This window comes from Bacterioplanoides sp. (assembly GCF_965219715.1).
Classification (GTDB): domain Bacteria; phylum Pseudomonadota; class Gammaproteobacteria; order Pseudomonadales; family Oceanobacteraceae; genus Bacterioplanoides.
In genome coordinates, this window is record NZ_OZ244785.1 from 242169 (window position 1) to 256839 (window position 14671).

Genomic DNA, 14671 nt, shown 5'->3' on the forward strand with positions numbered 1-14671 from the left:
AAAAAAGCCAGCTAATTGCTGGCTTTTTTTATTGTGGTAGCCCTCTGTTGGTATCAGTTCAACGACAAGCGATACGCCTTATAACCCGGATAGAAACTGACTAACTGGCTGGCGATCACAATGATCGCCAGTGTTTTTATGACTTCAGGAGTCAGAAAGTTCGGATCAATACTGATGCCAAAACGGCTGCTGATCAGATCCTGGGCGTCACTCAGTATTAAACCAAAACTGACCAGAGCGATTACGATCGCCGTCAATGTCACTAATAAAGTCTCGGCCTGAATCAGGGCAAAAATAAACCAGGGTCTTGCACCTAAGGTGCGTAGTACGGCCAGTTCTTTCTGGCGTTCGCGCATGGAGGCAAGCAGGGTGGCACTCAGGCCCATCAATGCGGCGCTGAGTATCAGCCAGGAAATTACTCTTAAAGTGTTCTCCATCATATTCATGCTTTCCCATAGCTGGCTGAGTGATACGCCGGGTAAAATTGCCATTAATGGTTCGGGTTGTGACTGATTAATGTTGCGTTGTAAATGAAAGGTTTTTAATCGGGATTTAAGCCCAACCATGGCTGCGGTGATGCTTTCTGGTTTTAATAATTCTGCCTGGGCAGGCGTTACGCCAGGTTTATGAACCGCTTCCAGTCCAGCCAGGCTAACGTACAACGCCTGGTCTACGGGGGTGCCGGTAGTCTCCAATATACCGACGACTTTAAACGGATACTGGTCGTGTTGCTGAAAACTCTGGCGACCCAGACCATGGGCAATGGTGATATTGTCTCCGGTTTTGTAATTCAGTTGTTTGGCGACGGCAGCACCTATCACAACGCTCCGGGCATTATTAAACGCTTCGCCGGATTGAAATATCAGTGGTTGTTTCTGGCCATAACGAAAGTGCTCAAAGAAATTCTGATCGGTGCCCACCACACGAAACCCGCGATGTGAATCGCCCATAGAAAGCGGAATTACCCACTTAACGTCACGTGTATCACGCAGGTTTTCAAAACTCTGGTATGAAATATTACGACTGGCATTGCCGATATAAAAAACCGAATACAGCAACAGGTTAATTTCACCGCCGCGTGCGCCAACAATTAAGTCAACGCCTGATACCGTCTGAGAAAATCCGGCTTTGGCCTGATGACGTAAATGCTCGACCGCAGTCACGGAGAAAACACTGATGGCCACCGCCAATAACGTCAGAATCGCGGAGCCTTTGCGGTGTAACAGGCTGAAAAATGCAACACGCCAGAACATCATTGCGCCTCCACAGAATTGATATCAGCCAGAGCTGTGGTTTGACTAAAATTTGGTGCCAGTGACATATCGTGGCTGACCATCACCAGTGTTGTTTGGTGTTCGCGACACATTGCGTGCAATTTATCCATAAATAAATCGCGGTTGTGCTGATCGAGTGCAGACGTTGGCTCGTCAGCCAGAATCAATTCCGGCTGGTGAATCATGGCGCGTACGATGGCGACTCGCTGTTGTTGACCGATACTCAGGTTTTCTGCTTTTTGCTGATGGAGCTCCGCACCAAGGTTCACATGCTGTAGCTGCTCCGCCGCTTGTTTGGCCAGTTGTGAACGTGAGGTTTTGGTGCCACTCAGTCGGGCAGCCAACAGTACGTTGTCGATCACGGATAAGTACGGAATCAGATTTAAGCGCTGAGAAATAAAGCCGATGTGTTTTGCCCGGAAACGATCCTTACGACGGCCCGACATCCGACTCAGTTCTTCTCCGGCGATGAAGAGCTGGCCACTGTCGGGTTGATTAAGTCCTGCTAACAGGTGCAGCAAGGTGGATTTTCCGCTGCCCGAATCACCACAGAGAAGCAGTTGCTCACCACGCTTCACCTGCCAGTCAGCGATACTGAGCACCGGTTTCTGCTGGTAAGAAAACTGTAGGTCGGTCAGTTGGATCATCACACTAGACTCTTAATAATGGGTTGTTATGATATAACATATTGAAGTTGTTGAGGTAAGTTGCATGTCCGTTATCAGAGGTTTGTCAGGGTTAACAGCCCGGATCTCCCGGGGGTTCGTTTTATTGATGTGGCTGGGTCTGAGTTCGGCCCTGAGTTCGGTCGCGGTGGCCGACTATCAGTCGGTTGAATGGCCGGACCTGATTCCGGAGGAGGATTTAAAAGCGCTGCAAAATCCACCGGAGCGGATTACCGGCGGTGACGAAGGCGGACTGGCGGATGCTATCGCCAGTAAGTTAGCGTTGGCGATGGACCCTGAGCGTGAGTTGTCCGCTTATGAAAAAGCGCTGACGTCGAGCAAGGTGAAGCAGGAATACAACAACAAGAAAATTCGTATGCCGGGTTTTATTGTGCCGCTGGAATTTAACAAGGAACAACGTGTTACCGAATTTTTCCTGGTGCCATTTTTTGGCGCTTGCATGCATCTACCACCGCCACCACCTAATCAGATTGTCTACGGAAAAATGGAGCAGGGGGTAGAGTTATATTCTCTGATGGATGCTTTCTGGATTGAGGGAACCATGTCGACCAAAGCGGTAAAAAATGAAACCGCCACGGCTGCTTATTCCATGACGGTTGATAAGGTTGAGCCTTATTACAACGACTAGCTGGTCGATGAAAAATTACTTACGTTGCTATAACTGTGATAAAAATCAGAATTCATTCGCCAGCTGTTTATAACCTTTCACCAGATAATGGTTGGCGGAAATAATCGATTCGGAAAAGTCACTGGCTGACTGATCTGTTTGTGGCAAGGTTGCCAGATCGTACTCCGGCCCTATATGCACCACCGGTGGAATAACGGTTCCGGCGGGAATATCGGTACCGTCCACCACACAGTTGTGGCGAACTACACAACCATCACCAATATCGGTGCGGAATACCACGCTGTTAAAACCGATAAACACGTTATTCCCGACAGAGCAGGGGCCATGGATAATGGAACGGTGGGCGATGGATGTACGACTGCCAACCGTGACGCGTGCTCCGGCTTTTGAATGAATCACGACGCCATCCTGAATATTGGAATCGCTGCCAATAATAATAGGCTCCATGTCTCCGTTTTCGTCCACTTCATCGGCGCGGATAACTGCATAAGGGCCGACAAAAACGTTGTCGCCAATAATCACATTGCCACAAATAATGGCGGTTTTATCGATATAGGCGCTGGTGCTGACTTGCGGATAATGACCGCTGGGATTTTTGCGTAACATCGTAATTCCTCGAAAATTCTCTTAAAAACCAGAACTTGGATGAAAACCACCGGGAATATCAGCCACGGCAATGGCGACAGCATTGTGTGGATGCAGGCTTTCCTGGTGTTCCACTTTTAACCAATAGTCGGATATGTGGTTGTGTTGCATCAGGCTGTGTTTTACCCGACGGGCCGCGTCTTCACAGAACATCAGATTTTCACCATTCAGGCGGGCAAATTCCTGTTCGTCTTCGCGTTTTACTGCCGTTTGTACCGGTGTTTTTAAAGCGTTTTCGATAGCATCGATCAACTCAACAATCGGAAAATAATCGTTATGTTGGAAACGTACCTTGATATAGGCGTATGAACGTTGACTGTGTGGTGTGGCAACAGAGCCTTCGCTGCTTTCCAGCCAGCTGGTCAGTTGATCCAAATCTATTTGATTAGAGCCAGACTGGTTGTTGGCGGGCTCAGTATTTTCATCGCGGGAAAAATGTCGACGGATTTTATTGGCTAATAACTGGCGCGACAGAGAAGCAGAACACGGACAGGTGCTGGAATAGGGCACCGTGACCTTAAGCTCGCTGATATTATGGCCTTCCTGCTGGCGACAAATAATTTCCACTGGGTAACTTTTCCAGCCGGAGTTATCACTTAGCAATGCCGGGCGGTTTAAGGTTAAATCAAACGTCAGATGAAAATAGGCATCACAACTCAGATCGCGATGACTGGCGATCATTTCATCCAGTAGCTCGTGGGCAACCTCAGGAGTAAATGCCTGTTGTTGGGCATAGTGATTAACCGACCGATACAGCCGTGACATATGAATGCCTTTCGCCTGTTCGTTATCCAGACTGACGTAACAATTTACCCGGGCATCTACCGCGGATGTATTGATACCGGTATCTGTGTGTTGGCGGGTAACAATAGAAAGTGGCAGATCAATCTGATCCATACCAACCCAGTTAAGTGACAAAGCGATCGGTGTCGAGTGAGCACTGGCGACATCGGGTAGCTTGTTGGTGGCATCGGTTATTTCACGATTTATTAACATGATTGATTCACTTATCTATGATGGGTTTAATTTCGGTTATTGATCACTTATTACGGATAAACCGTCAGGAATTGCCGCGTTGAAAAACAAGTGGCAACGCCGGTGAATTGCCTGCGGCAAATGGCTCGGTAAGTTCACCATCGCAGTACACCGGCATACCGTTAACAAAGGTAGATCGGATACGGGCACTGAAGGTGTGTCCCTCAAACGGAGACCACTGACATAAATATCGCAGGTTATGGCGGTTAACCGCGGTTGGAGCATTCAGATCCACCAATACCAGGTCGGCAAAGTATCCCTCACGGATAAAACCCCGGTCTTTTACCTGATAACGAATAGCCGGGTTATGGCAGACTTTTTCCACTACTTTTTCCAGTGTGAAAACACCACGCTGATGCTGATCAAACAGGGTTAATAAGGCGTGTTGTACCAGCGGTAATCCCGCCGGGGCCTGAAAGAATGGCTGCTGTTTTTCTGCCAGCGTATGTGGCGCGTGGTCGGTGGCAATAATATCGATGACATCGTCGTTGATTGCCTGTAACAAGGTCTGGCGATCCAGCTCTGATTTGATCGCCGGGTTACATTTAATCTGATTGCCGAGGCGGGCATAGTCTTTATCGGAGAACCATAAGTGATGCACGCAGGCTTCGGCGGTAATTTTTTTGCGCTGACCCTGTGTATTGATCAGAGGTCCGGCAGAAAAAAGCGCCATCTCTTTCGCCGTGGTCAGATGTAATACGTGTAAATCTGAATTGTGTTTTTTTGCCAGTTCAACCGCCAGTGACGATGAGCGATAGCAAGCTTCTTCATCACGAATTTGTGGGTGATGGATCGGTTGCCATTGTTCCTGGGGCAATCTCAGTTCCAGTTTACGGCTGTTTGCCTGAACCGTGGCGTTGTCTTCACAGTGGGTAGCAATTAATACCGGCGAATAGCGGAATACCTCTTCCAGCGCTTTGGGATCATCGACCAGCAGGCTGCCGGTTGAGGCACCCATAAAGGCTTTGACGCCACACACCTGTGTTGGATCAACCTTTTTAATATCTTCGATATTGTCGTTGGTGGCACCAAGATAAAAGGAATAATTTGCCAGCGAGCTTTGGCTGGCAATATCGAGCTTTTGCTGCAGAGCGGCCTGGTTGGTGGTCGCCGGAATCACATTGGGCATTTCCATATAGCTGGTAATACCACCGGCAACCGCAGCGCGGGATTCTGAATAAATGGTGCCTTTGCCTGGCATTCCCGGTTCACGAAAATGCACCTGATCATCAATCATGCCGGGTAGCAAATAAAGGCCGCTGGCATCAATGACCTCGTCATTATGGGATGCAGAAATATCATCAGCGATTAAATCAATACGCTGATTAATTATACGAACATCCTGTTCTTTAATAACGCCTTCATTAACGATGCAGGCATGTTTGATCAGAATGGCAGACATTGTTATTTACCTTGTTATCTCTCTTTAGCTTTCAGCGTTATTTCTATCGATTTCAGCGTTATCTCTAGGGCTTTCCGCATAAACCCACCGCGGCCGTTTATACAAATGGAAGTTAATGGCCCGGATCTGATGTGATTAAAAACTCATTAGTATCGGCATCCAGCGAGAAATAAAAACAATGGCGACGTCCGGTGTGACAGGCTGCACCCACTTGGTTTACCCGGAATAACAAGGCGTCTCCGTCACAATCCACCTGCATGGAAACAATATGCTGCCAGTGACCGCTGGATTCGCCTTTTTTCCAAAGGGTATTTCTCGAACGCGACCAATACGTCATAACGCCGTTATTTAATGAATAATTCAGCGACTCTTTGTTCATCCAGGCCATCATTAATACCTGACCAGATGTCGCGTCCTGGGCAATGGCTGGGATCAATCCCTGCTCATTAAATGTCAGTTGATCCAGGATTTCGGCCGCAGCAAAGCGCCTACCGAACTCTGAAAGTTCGATATCTTTAAAAAAGGATTTGCTCATGTTTTCTGTATTATCGATTCAATATCAGGACAGAATGATTGGCTGTCAGGCGGCTGACACCTTGTTGATTACCGTTAATCCACATCACCTGCAGTTTTTCTAAACCGGGAAAATGTTGAAATAAAGGGATATTTAATTGCTCAACTTGTTTTGTGGTCTGGCAGTTAAGGCTGTATTGCGCATGAATCTCACTGTGTTCAGCGGCTTCCGTATCCTGATGCTTCTTATGGTGGTCGTTATGATGGTCATCGCTATGCTCATTTTTATGCCCGTTGTTATGGTCATGACCATGGTGCGAATCATGGTGATCACTCTTGTGGTCAGCATAAGGCATTTCAATCTCAGCCGAGACCAGCTGACAATTCAGGCCACCGAGTTCAACCAGCGAATCGACATTCGATAACAGTGACTGTGTTTTTTTCAGCTGCTGTTTCTGTGCCTGATTTTGTGGTGCGTGCTCAAAGCCCAGTAAATTGGCTGCCGGGCTTTCCAGCTCCAGCAGTAGCTCATTGCCGTCAATCTCCAGATTCAGTGTGGCTTCGCCATGAACATGGGCATCGTGCGAGTGTGTTTCTGCCATCACAATACTGGCGAACAAAGTCGCTGTTGAAATGCCAATGAAACTGCTGAATAAATATTTCATATCAGTCCGAAAAATCCAGAGTCAGTAATAAGCGGCTTTCTCCGGCGACTGGCATCGGAGAGCGGTGAACCGCACCGTTTTGTTCGTTACCTTCCCAGGCTTCACCTTTGAGTAAGACCACGTCCTGGGTGCCGACTTGTTGAATAAAGCGCTGGTGAATAAATACACCTGCATCTTTATCGGATTTTCCCTGGGTATTGTGGCCCATTTTATGACGACGCACCTGATGATTTTCCAGCCACTCGGTACCGGCGCCACAAAAACTGCTGACCAGACGGCAGGGCACCTTATCGGTGTGGAATTTCGGGCACATGGCAGAATCCAGTACCGATACCCGCGCCAATGCCGCCGGTAATTCAAACAGGGTGCAGAACATATCAACCAACAAAACAAAGTCGTCGATAAAATCCTGTTTGTACAAATGTTCCGGCAATTCTTTTTGCAGAATGTCGGCCGCAGATTCTGGCTCCAGACGGTTTTTAAACACCGAAAAGTGACTGCTGTTTGAGGTTAAATACTGGGCGTATTCGCGCACCTTCGGGTTTTCCGGGCGCTGCCACTGAATCAGATTAATGCCGTCCTGATAAATCAGCGGTAATACTTCGGGCGTATCACCTTTCAGGTTATTGGCGACGTTACAGGCAATTGCAGAACTAGCCATTCAGAAGCTTCCTGTTTTTCAGGTGGGCGATAATCAGTAAGCCAGCACCAATGGATGTCAGCAGGGTTTCTGTTGCTTCTCCGAGCACCAGCGCCAGCACCAGCCCGGTTAAACCGGCTAACGCCAGAGCACTTGGCAGCACACTGCCGTGGCGACGATAACCACCCGGGAAACTCATAACTGCCAGCAAAACAACCGGTACCAGCAGCATCAGATGGGTTTGTTCACTGGCCAGTAACGCACCGGCAGTACCAAGCGCACCCGTTGCCAGCAACATGGGCAGCAGCAGGCAATGTGCCAGACATAAGCTGGAGCAAATCACACCAAAGGAATCTTTGACGGATGTTGGTGGAGCGTCGGTGGCAATCACCTGGCTGGGCTCAGACATAGAGAATATCCAAATCTACGAAATGTTATAATATAACAATTATGATCCTGAAATGGATTTGTCGTCAAGATGGATTGTGAAAATCAGAATGCCGCCTGGTATTGGCCCGGGGTAATGCCCAGCGCTTTGCGGAAGTTGCGGTGCAAATGGCTCTGATCGTGGAAGCCACTGGAAATGGCCGCTTCGGCAATCGGCATTCCGCTTTTCAGCAATTGCTTGGCGTGACGCAAACGCGCCTGCACCTGATAGGCGTGGGGCGGTAAACCGAAGGCTTTTTTAAACGAACGGGTTAAATGGTAGGGGCTGAGGCCTGCCAGTTTGGCCAGCTCTTCCAGCGAAATATCCGAATCCGGATAGTCATCGAGAAATTCTTTCACCAGCGCTAACGGTTTTTGTGCACGCCTGGCAGTAGCTTCAGTGGGGCGGCTTTTGCTGTGGCGTAACATCAGTTTGCGCAGCGCTTCGTACAACACAGATTCCTGCGCCAGACGGCTGTTAGTCTGTTGATCGAGAGTTAACAGCTGATACAAATCCCGGGCGACTTCCGGGTCTTGAACCACGGCATTAGGAAAGTAGGGCGCACCGCGGGTACCGGTGGACTGATTCAGATCGGTGTTTAATTGTTCGAGTTGCTCCGGCGTCGGATACATCGCCCGATAGGCCCAGCCGCCCTGGGTTTCAGAATGACCGCTGTGTACTTCATCGGCGTTCACCAGAATGATGGTGCCGGCTGGCGCGACATGATTATCACCGGTGCGGTAGAAGCCCTGGGCACCGTCTTCAATCACGCCAATGGTGTACCCCTCATGGCTGTGACGCGAGAAGGTGTGATTTTCGAACCGTGCCTGCAACAGCTCAACGCCACCCATCACATCGCTGTTGTGATAGTGCACGTATTCCTTCTGTTGTTTGCCGGGTTCGTGTTTCATCTTAAACGTCGTTTGCCTGGGCCGCTTCTGGTCTGACCTTTACCTTAATCGCGCTTCAGTATCGCTGATTGTACAAAATTGCTGTGTCAGGAATTGTGAGCTGATAAGCGGCCATTGGTTGAAATCTCCATGGCTGTCTCCATATAGAAACCATCGATTTAAGTAATCTATCTCAACAAGCGGAGAGCATCGTGCCTCTTTTATTGATCTTTATTATTGTTCCTATGATTGAGCTGGCCGTCCTGATTCAGGTTGGCTCTTATATCGGCGTATTGTGGACTCTGGCGCTGATTTTTATCACCGCCATTATTGGTGTGCGCCTGCTGAAACTGCAGGGCTTATCCACGCTGATGCGTGCTCAGCAACGTCTGGCGGAAGGTGGTATTCCGGCGAAAGAACTGGCGGAAGGCTTTTTACTGGCGTTAGCCGGTGCCTTACTGCTGACTCCGGGGTTCTTAACCGATGCCTTTGGTTTTGCGCTGCTGACTCCGGGCGTACGGGGTGCCATGGCGGGTTCGGTGATGAAGATGCTGAAACCAAAAATGATGATGGGTGGTTTTGAACAACCGGGTAACACCTACCAATCACACCAGCCTCCGGGTCACGAACAACCACAGAACCCATTCCATCCTCGCCAGGGTGACGTTCATCGCAACGATGGCCCTAAGAATGTTATCGAAGGCGACTTTAAGCGCGAAGAGTGACAAAGGCGTTCGAGCAGAAGTTAAGCGCCAAGACTGATCAAAACTTCAACAACTGCTGAGCCAATTTTCGGCTCAGCCAGCGAAAATCAAAAAATTTTCATATTCAGCTGTTGAAATCGTTTTATCTAACCCTATCTACGAAATTGAACTATAAATATTGCCTTGCGGAGAACGTACTCCGCCAGGCTTGTTAATTGAATGTTGGAGAAAGCTTCAAATGAAAATCCGTCCTTTACACGATCGCGTCGTTGTACGTCGCAAGGAAGAAGAGCAAGCAACCGCTGGTGGCATCATTCTGCCAGGCGCTGCAGCTGAAAAACCAAACCAGGGTGTAGTGGTTGCTGTCGGTAATGGTCGAGTTCTGGATAACGGCGACACCAGCCCGTTAGCAGTTAAAGAAGGCGACGTTGTGGTATTCGGTAAATACTCTGGTTCTAACACCATCGAAGTGGATGGCGAAGAGTTGCTGATTCTGAGCGAAAACGAAATTTACGGTGTGCTGGAAGACTGATTCTTCCGCTTTTGTTTCTGCACCTAACTGAATACATACGAATTAAAAGGAAAGTCTGATGGCTGCTAAAGAAGTTAAATTTGGTAACGATGGCCGCATTGCAATGCTGAACGGCGTAAACGTTCTGGCTGACGCGGTAAAAGTAACTCTGGGTCCTAAGGGCCGTAACGTGGTTCTGGAGAAGTCTTTCGGCGCTCCAACCATCACTAAAGACGGTGTATCCGTAGCACGTGAAATCGAACTGGAAGACAAGTTCGAAAACATGGGCGCACAAATGGTTAAAGAAGTAGCGTCTCAAGCCAACGATCAGGCGGGTGACGGTACTACCACGGCAACCGTACTGGCTCAGTCCATCGTTAACGAAGGTCTGAAGTCTGTTGCTGCTGGCATGAACCCAATGGATCTGAAGCGCGGCATCGACAAAGCGACTGCTGCGGTTGTTGAATCTCTGAAGGCACAAGCTCAGCCTTGTACTGATTCTAAAGCGATCGCTCAGGTAGGTACTATCTCTGCAAACGCTGATGAAACTGTTGGCCGTATCATCGCTGAAGCGATGGAAAAAGTAGGTCAGGAAGGTGTAATCACCGTTGAAGAAGGTAAAGGTCTGGAAGACGAGCTGGACGTGGTTGAAGGTATGCAATTCGACCGTGGTTACCTGTCTCCATACTTCGTAAACAACCAGGAAAAAATGACCACAGAGCTGGAAAACCCGCTGCTGTTACTGGTTGATAAGAAAGTAGACAACCTGCAGGAACTGATTCCGGTACTGGAAGGTGTTGCTAAAGCCGGTCGTCCACTGCTGATCGTTGCAGAAGACGTTGAAGGTCAGGCACTGGCGACTCTGGTTGTAAACAACCTGCGTGGTACCTTCAAAGTTGCTGCTGTTAAAGCACCGGGCTTCGGCGACCGTCGTAAAGCCATGCTGCAAGACATCGCGATTTTGACTGGTGGTCAGGTAATTTCTGAAGAAGTAGGCATGTCTCTGGAAACTACGTCTCTGGAAATGCTGGGTACTGCTAAGAAAGTTGTGATCAGCAAAGAAAACACTGTAATCGTTGACGGCGCTGGTGCAGAAACTGAAGTGGCTGCTCGCGTTGAACAGATCCGCGCTGAAATCGCATCGTCTACTTCTGATTACGACAAAGAAAAACTACAGGAGCGTGTTGCTAAGCTGGCCGGCGGTGTTGCCGTGATCAAGGTTGGTGCTGGTTCTGAAGTTGAAATGAAAGAGAAAAAAGACCGCGTTGACGACGCTCTGCACGCAACTCGCGCCGCAGTAGAAGAAGGTGTTGTTGCTGGTGGTGGTGTTGCTCTGGTTCGTGCGCTGGCTTCTGTAGAGGTGAACGGCGACAACGAAGACCAGAACGTAGGTATCACCCTGGCACTGCGTGCGATGGAAGCTCCTATCCGTCAGATCGCTGAAAACGCCGGTGCAGAAGGTTCTGTAGTTGTCGACAAAGTGAAAGCAGGCGAAGGTTCCTACGGTTTCAACGCAGGTACCGGTGAGTACGGCGACATGATCGACATGGGTATCCTGGATCCAGCTAAAGTAACCCGTTCTTCTCTGCAAGCGGCTGCTTCTATCGCTGGTCTGATGATCACTACCGAAGCAATGGTTGCTGAACTGCCAGCTAAAGACGCTCCTGCAATGCCTGATATGGGTGGCATGGGCGGTATGGGTGGCATGGGCGGCATGATGTAATCATCGCTCATGAGTACCTAAGCTAGTTACATAGCTTTTATAAAAAACCCGGCTTTTTTAAGCCGGGTTTTTTTGTGGGTGGTTGTTATTTTCGTGTGTATATAAACAGTATGATTGCCTCACAATTACAATTTAGCACCTCAATAGGAACGCTAAATTGTCAGTGATGCCTGTTTGCACTGGCCAGCGACGAAAATCTGTAGCAGAATCAAGATCTTGTTAGTTATATCAATGGGAATAACGGGGTCACGTTATCAGGTATAACAGGCGTGCGCGTTTTTAAAGGAAGGTAGTTCTATCAAATGGAAGTTTCGGTAAAGAATTCAGTCAGTTATGAGAATGTCCGAAGTTTAGGCATTCCATGCAAACGCGCATGCGCACAATTAAAATGTTATGCGCCAAGCGTTGCCAAGAATATCAAGATAAAAAGGAAAAATTATGTCTTACGAGGCTAAGGTATTTAGAGTTTTAATTGCATCTCCATCTGATGTGGTTGAGGAGAGAGAAATTGCAGTAAAAACCATCCAAGAATGGAATGACTTAAATTCTCCTGAAAGAAAAGTAGTTCTATTACCTCTGCGCTGGGAGACTCATACTGCACCTGAATACGGTGCTCGACCTCAAGAAATTATCAATAGGCAGGTTGTTGATCATTGCGATCTAGTCATAGGTGTTTTTTGGACGAGAATAGGTAGCCCAACAGGGGTTGCTGATAGCGGAACCCTAGAAGAAATTGAACGGGTAGCATCAAAAGGTCATCCGGTAATGTTGTACTTTTCTCAGGTCAAAAAAGATCCAAATCAGATTGATTTAGAACAACTAGCTAAGTTAAGAGAGTTCAAGGACAAAACATTCCCAAAAGCACTTGTTGAAAGTTATAACAGCCAAATTGAGTTTAGGGATAAATTAGCTAAGCAAATCGAAATTCAACTAAGGAATCTAGTTGCTGAAGAAAGTAACTCAAATAACACAGCAGACTTAGGGGCTCGTGAAAAGATAGAAATAGAGTTTTGTGACCCTAAAACAGGAGAGCTTTTAGGTTCAGAAATTAATCTAGAAGCTGATTTCTTGGATGTCTCGGACATAGATGACATTCCCGATTATTCGTCTTCGCAGAGCGATCAAGACGAAGACGGAGAAGTGAAAAAGATTTTTAGAAGATCTGAAAACAGAGATTACTACCGTCAATATGTTGAATACGTAGTTAAAAAGTCGATGTACAAAAACATTGGTTTTTCATTGAAAAACAACGGTGTCATAGGCGCACGGGATATATTTATCGACATGGATATTAATGTCGACGGTGGGGTGGAAGAGCTAATTAGCAATGATCGACTAGAGCTAAAGGCACCTAAAAAAGAAAAAGATAGTAGTATCTCTTTTTCACTTGATGATTTTGGGGCATTAGCAAGTGAGCGTCTGCAACTTGAAGGCTCTGATAAAGATTGGAAAGCGAGTTTTGAAATCAGGGCTTTGCAACCAAAACGTACTGTTAAATCTCGTCAGCAATTTGTAGTTGGTGCTATTTCAGATTGCGTGGTCAATATTTCAGCAAAAATATATGCTGATATATTGCCCGAACCTTTAATTCAAAGCTTAAAAATAGACCTAAAAGTCAACACTATTGAAGCTAAAAGTTCAGAAATTTTGCAAGAACTAGGATACGAGCTAGAGGACTGTGCTAAGAGTGCATAACAATTCAAACCACACGGACTCAGCAAAGCTGGGCCGGTGTTTGAGGCGTTATGTGTCAGCCAGAGTCTAGGTCTAGCTATGAAAGAAGAAATTAATTGGATAGAACCTTGGTGGCATGTAAGTGACAATGCAAAGGTTAAAGCTGGCATACAGAAAGAGCTTGAAGCTGAAATTGGCCCCAAGCATCCTTTATGGCAATTAAAGCCTGAAACTATTGCTAAAACAGATGCAAATGATGACGTTATAGTTCTACTTAATGATGGTAGGTTTGCTTGCGTGCATTTAGTTTGGCATGGAAAAATTGACCAGTTTCCAGATAAATTTCCATCAAGCGTTATCTTCGATACTGTTAAAAGTCTGCAGACTTATATAAATGAAGAGGCAGATGAATACACATAACAAGCGCCTGCAATCTGACCTCCGGCCACTGTCACCTTTTGTGCAAAAAGCCGCGCAAAATGCGCCAGTAGCCTCCGGCAGTTGAGGCGGGCGTTATGTTTTCTTTGGAGTGTGAATGGATCCAAAAATAATCGCAGTACTGATAGGTGTGATTGGCGCTCTCCTTGGAGTTTATGCCAAGGAATATTTGCAATCTCAATTCAAAAAGCGTCGCTCAATCACGATATTGAAAGCAAACTTGCTTCTGTTTTTACACAAAGTGCAAGACAACGAGCATCTTAATAAGCTGTTGATGGCTGGTTCTATATTAGATGATCGATACATTAAGTCATTAACATCCGGCGACGATAGTAAGTACAAAGAACTTCTCAACCAAATTAAAAGCATCGAAGAGCATGCAAAATCTGATGAGTTATTGACTGATGATGCTGTTGATGAAATGTGTGCCAAAATCAAATCGGCTTCCAGAAGAGAAATCGACATTACGTTCGAAGAGATTGATCGCCTAAGAGAAGATATAGAACACGGTACATATATTCTGGGAAGCTCAGAACTAGACTGTCTGGATTCAGACATGGTACATCGAGTTCTCCAGGTAAAGCGTTCTGTTAATGAAATTCTTATATCTATTAAGGTTGGTATAGCAGGAGTTTATGAGCGTGAAGAGGTTGATCGAGAGCTTGTTAAATCACTGGTTCTTGGTGCAATTAAAGAGTCTGTTATGGCTTGTAGGCATATTGTTCCTCTAATGAAGATGTGCAATGACCGGTCGTAGTAAAAACATAACAAAGCCATCAAAAATCGCGCTTTCAGCGCTGGACTCGCAACAAGTTG

Annotated in this window: 17 protein-coding genes; 7 read left to right on the forward strand and 10 right to left on the reverse strand. The window is 47.1% G+C overall.

Annotation, left to right across the window (positions count from 1 at the left end):
• Positions 1 to 53: 53 nt before the first annotated feature.
• Together ACOQOZ_RS01625 and ACOQOZ_RS01630 are read right to left on the reverse strand one after the other, a co-directional pair.
• A complete protein-coding gene (locus ACOQOZ_RS01625) occupies positions 54 to 1256 on the reverse strand; it encodes an ABC transporter permease (RefSeq protein ID WP_420590540.1) in 1203 nt (400 codons plus the stop codon).
• Positions 1253 to 1921 carry an ABC transporter ATP-binding protein gene (locus ACOQOZ_RS01630; RefSeq protein ID WP_420592450.1) on the reverse strand — a complete coding sequence of 223 codons (669 nt, stop codon included), beginning with the start codon at positions 1919 to 1921 and terminating at the stop codon, positions 1253 to 1255. Before ACOQOZ_RS01630 ends, ACOQOZ_RS01625 begins: the two co-directional genes overlap by 4 nt.
• A gap of 64 nt (positions 1922 to 1985) precedes the next feature.
• On the opposite strand from ACOQOZ_RS01630, the gene ACOQOZ_RS01635 reads away from it, so the two are divergent.
• Positions 1986 to 2588 carry a DUF3299 domain-containing protein gene (locus tag ACOQOZ_RS01635; protein WP_420590541.1) on the forward strand — a complete coding sequence of 201 codons (603 nt, stop codon included), beginning with the start codon at positions 1986 to 1988 and terminating at the stop codon, positions 2586 to 2588.
• 45 nt (positions 2589 to 2633) lie between these two features.
• Here ACOQOZ_RS01635 and ACOQOZ_RS01640 read toward each other — a convergent pair whose 3' ends face one another.
• The 8 genes from ACOQOZ_RS01640 to ACOQOZ_RS01675 form a co-directional block, all read right to left on the reverse strand.
• Positions 2634 to 3194: a DapH/DapD/GlmU-related protein gene (locus ACOQOZ_RS01640; RefSeq protein WP_420590542.1), complete on the reverse strand. Its 561-nt coding sequence runs from the start codon at positions 3192 to 3194 to the stop codon at positions 2634 to 2636.
• 21 nt (positions 3195 to 3215) lie between these two features.
• Entirely contained in the window at positions 3216 to 4229 is a 1014-nt protein-coding gene (gene folE2 / locus ACOQOZ_RS01645; protein ID WP_420590543.1) for a GTP cyclohydrolase FolE2, read from the reverse strand.
• A gap of 64 nt (positions 4230 to 4293) precedes the next feature.
• A complete protein-coding gene (locus tag ACOQOZ_RS01650; protein ID WP_420590544.1) occupies positions 4294 to 5670 on the reverse strand; it encodes a dihydroorotase in 1377 nt (458 codons plus the stop codon).
• A 112-nt stretch (positions 5671 to 5782) separates the two neighbouring features.
• On the reverse strand, positions 5783 to 6205 hold the full coding sequence (gene hisI, locus ACOQOZ_RS01655; RefSeq protein ID WP_420590545.1) for a phosphoribosyl-AMP cyclohydrolase: 423 nt from the start codon (positions 6203 to 6205) through the stop codon (positions 5783 to 5785).
• Between the two features lie 10 nt (positions 6206 to 6215).
• Positions 6216 to 6848 (reverse strand): ZrgA family zinc uptake protein, encoded by a 633-nt coding sequence (locus tag ACOQOZ_RS01660; RefSeq protein ID WP_420590546.1) that lies wholly within the window; start codon positions 6846 to 6848, stop codon positions 6216 to 6218.
• A gap of 1 nt (position 6849) precedes the next feature.
• Positions 6850 to 7509, reverse strand: coding sequence for a DUF1826 domain-containing protein (locus ACOQOZ_RS01665; RefSeq protein WP_420590547.1), 660 nt, complete (start codon positions 7507 to 7509; stop codon positions 6850 to 6852).
• On the reverse strand, positions 7502 to 7897 hold the full coding sequence (locus ACOQOZ_RS01670; RefSeq protein WP_420590548.1) for a MerC domain-containing protein: 396 nt from the start codon (positions 7895 to 7897) through the stop codon (positions 7502 to 7504). Before ACOQOZ_RS01670 ends, ACOQOZ_RS01665 begins: the two co-directional genes overlap by 8 nt.
• A gap of 83 nt (positions 7898 to 7980) precedes the next feature.
• The gene (locus ACOQOZ_RS01675; protein WP_420590549.1) at positions 7981 to 8826 is read right to left on the reverse strand and encodes an AraC family ligand binding domain-containing protein; all 846 of its coding nucleotides are present in this window, start codon (positions 8824 to 8826) and stop codon (positions 7981 to 7983) included.
• 191 nt (positions 8827 to 9017) lie between these two features.
• On the opposite strand from ACOQOZ_RS01675, the gene ACOQOZ_RS01680 reads away from it, so the two are divergent.
• From ACOQOZ_RS01680 to ACOQOZ_RS01705, 6 genes are all read left to right on the forward strand, one after another.
• Complete coding sequence (locus tag ACOQOZ_RS01680; RefSeq protein WP_420590550.1) at positions 9018 to 9530, forward strand: FxsA family protein; 513 nt, start codon at positions 9018 to 9020, stop codon at positions 9528 to 9530.
• 217 nt (positions 9531 to 9747) lie between these two features.
• Complete coding sequence (locus ACOQOZ_RS01685; RefSeq protein ID WP_420590551.1) at positions 9748 to 10041, forward strand: co-chaperone GroES; 294 nt, start codon at positions 9748 to 9750, stop codon at positions 10039 to 10041.
• A gap of 58 nt (positions 10042 to 10099) precedes the next feature.
• Positions 10100 to 11743, forward strand: coding sequence for a chaperonin GroEL (gene groL, locus ACOQOZ_RS01690; RefSeq protein ID WP_420590552.1), 1644 nt, complete (start codon positions 10100 to 10102; stop codon positions 11741 to 11743).
• A 438-nt stretch (positions 11744 to 12181) separates the two neighbouring features.
• Entirely contained in the window at positions 12182 to 13438 is a 1257-nt protein-coding gene (locus tag ACOQOZ_RS01695; protein WP_420590553.1) for a hypothetical protein, read from the forward strand.
• 78 nt (positions 13439 to 13516) lie between these two features.
• A complete protein-coding gene (locus tag ACOQOZ_RS01700) occupies positions 13517 to 13837 on the forward strand; it encodes a hypothetical protein (RefSeq protein ID WP_420590554.1) in 321 nt (106 codons plus the stop codon).
• A gap of 115 nt (positions 13838 to 13952) precedes the next feature.
• Positions 13953 to 14612, forward strand: coding sequence for a hypothetical protein (locus ACOQOZ_RS01705; protein ID WP_420590555.1), 660 nt, complete (start codon positions 13953 to 13955; stop codon positions 14610 to 14612).
• Positions 14613 to 14671 lie beyond the last annotated feature (59 nt).

What these genes read in the sequence shown, in the direction of transcription:
- ACOQOZ_RS01700 (WP_420590554.1), top strand. Translation starts at nt 13,517, where the DNA reads ATGAAAGAAGAAATTAATTGGATAGAACCTTGGTGGCATGTAAGTGAC.
- ACOQOZ_RS01650 (WP_420590544.1), bottom strand. Translation starts at nt 5,670, where the DNA reads ATGTCTGCCATTCTGATCAAACATGCCTGCATCGTTAATGAAGGCGTT.
- folE2 (WP_420590543.1), bottom strand. Translation starts at nt 4,229, where the DNA reads ATGTTAATAAATCGTGAAATAACCGATGCCACCAACAAGCTACCCGAT.
- ACOQOZ_RS01695 (WP_420590553.1), top strand. Translation starts at nt 12,182, where the DNA reads ATGTCTTACGAGGCTAAGGTATTTAGAGTTTTAATTGCATCTCCATCT.
- ACOQOZ_RS01630 (WP_420592450.1), bottom strand. Translation starts at nt 1,921, where the DNA reads ATGATCCAACTGACCGACCTACAGTTTTCTTACCAGCAGAAACCGGTG.
- ACOQOZ_RS01625 (WP_420590540.1), bottom strand. Translation starts at nt 1,256, where the DNA reads ATGATGTTCTGGCGTGTTGCATTTTTCAGCCTGTTACACCGCAAAGGC.
- ACOQOZ_RS01675 (WP_420590549.1), bottom strand. Translation starts at nt 8,826, where the DNA reads ATGAAACACGAACCCGGCAAACAACAGAAGGAATACGTGCACTATCAC.
- ACOQOZ_RS01635 (WP_420590541.1), top strand. Translation starts at nt 1,986, where the DNA reads ATGTCCGTTATCAGAGGTTTGTCAGGGTTAACAGCCCGGATCTCCCGG.
- ACOQOZ_RS01665 (WP_420590547.1), bottom strand. Translation starts at nt 7,509, where the DNA reads ATGGCTAGTTCTGCAATTGCCTGTAACGTCGCCAATAACCTGAAAGGT.
- groL (WP_420590552.1), top strand. Translation starts at nt 10,100, where the DNA reads ATGGCTGCTAAAGAAGTTAAATTTGGTAACGATGGCCGCATTGCAATG.
- ACOQOZ_RS01640 (WP_420590542.1), bottom strand. Translation starts at nt 3,194, where the DNA reads ATGTTACGCAAAAATCCCAGCGGTCATTATCCGCAAGTCAGCACCAGC.
- ACOQOZ_RS01670 (WP_420590548.1), bottom strand. Translation starts at nt 7,897, where the DNA reads ATGTCTGAGCCCAGCCAGGTGATTGCCACCGACGCTCCACCAACATCC.
- ACOQOZ_RS01660 (WP_420590546.1), bottom strand. Translation starts at nt 6,848, where the DNA reads ATGAAATATTTATTCAGCAGTTTCATTGGCATTTCAACAGCGACTTTG.
- ACOQOZ_RS01705 (WP_420590555.1), top strand. Translation starts at nt 13,953, where the DNA reads ATGGATCCAAAAATAATCGCAGTACTGATAGGTGTGATTGGCGCTCTC.
- hisI (WP_420590545.1), bottom strand. Translation starts at nt 6,205, where the DNA reads ATGAGCAAATCCTTTTTTAAAGATATCGAACTTTCAGAGTTCGGTAGG.
- ACOQOZ_RS01685 (WP_420590551.1), top strand. Translation starts at nt 9,748, where the DNA reads ATGAAAATCCGTCCTTTACACGATCGCGTCGTTGTACGTCGCAAGGAA.